Source organism: Rhodococcus sp. PAE-6, assembly GCF_025290685.1.
GTDB classification, from domain to species: domain Bacteria; phylum Actinomycetota; class Actinomycetes; order Mycobacteriales; family Mycobacteriaceae; genus Rhodococcus; species Rhodococcus pyridinivorans.
The window spans coordinates 1-238 of sequence record NZ_JAOCLZ010000227.1 but is presented as its reverse complement, the minus strand read 5'-3'; the positions used below and the strand labels follow the sequence as shown (position 1 = coordinate 238).

General features: G+C 66.4%; 1 pseudogene. It reads right to left on the bottom strand.

The window, feature by feature from the left end:
• Nucleotides 1-238 (bottom strand): annotated as a pseudogene (locus NVV99_RS26850) (carbohydrate ABC transporter permease); the annotation flags it as partial.

The window sequence follows — 238 nt, the reverse complement described above, 5'->3', positions numbered from 1 at the left end:
GAGAATCGGCAGCATCGCGAGCACGGTGCCGGCCATGACCGGACCCCAGTTCGTGACCCCGTCGTTGTTCTGGAGTTGTGTCAGCCCGATCGGTAACGGCGCAACGGATGCGTCGTCGGCCCTCAGGAACGGCCATAGATACTCGTTCCACTCGTTCACGACGGTGCTGAGCGCGAACGCGACCATGGTCGGGCCGGATACGGGGAGGACCACGCGCCACAGCAGCCGGACCGGGCCC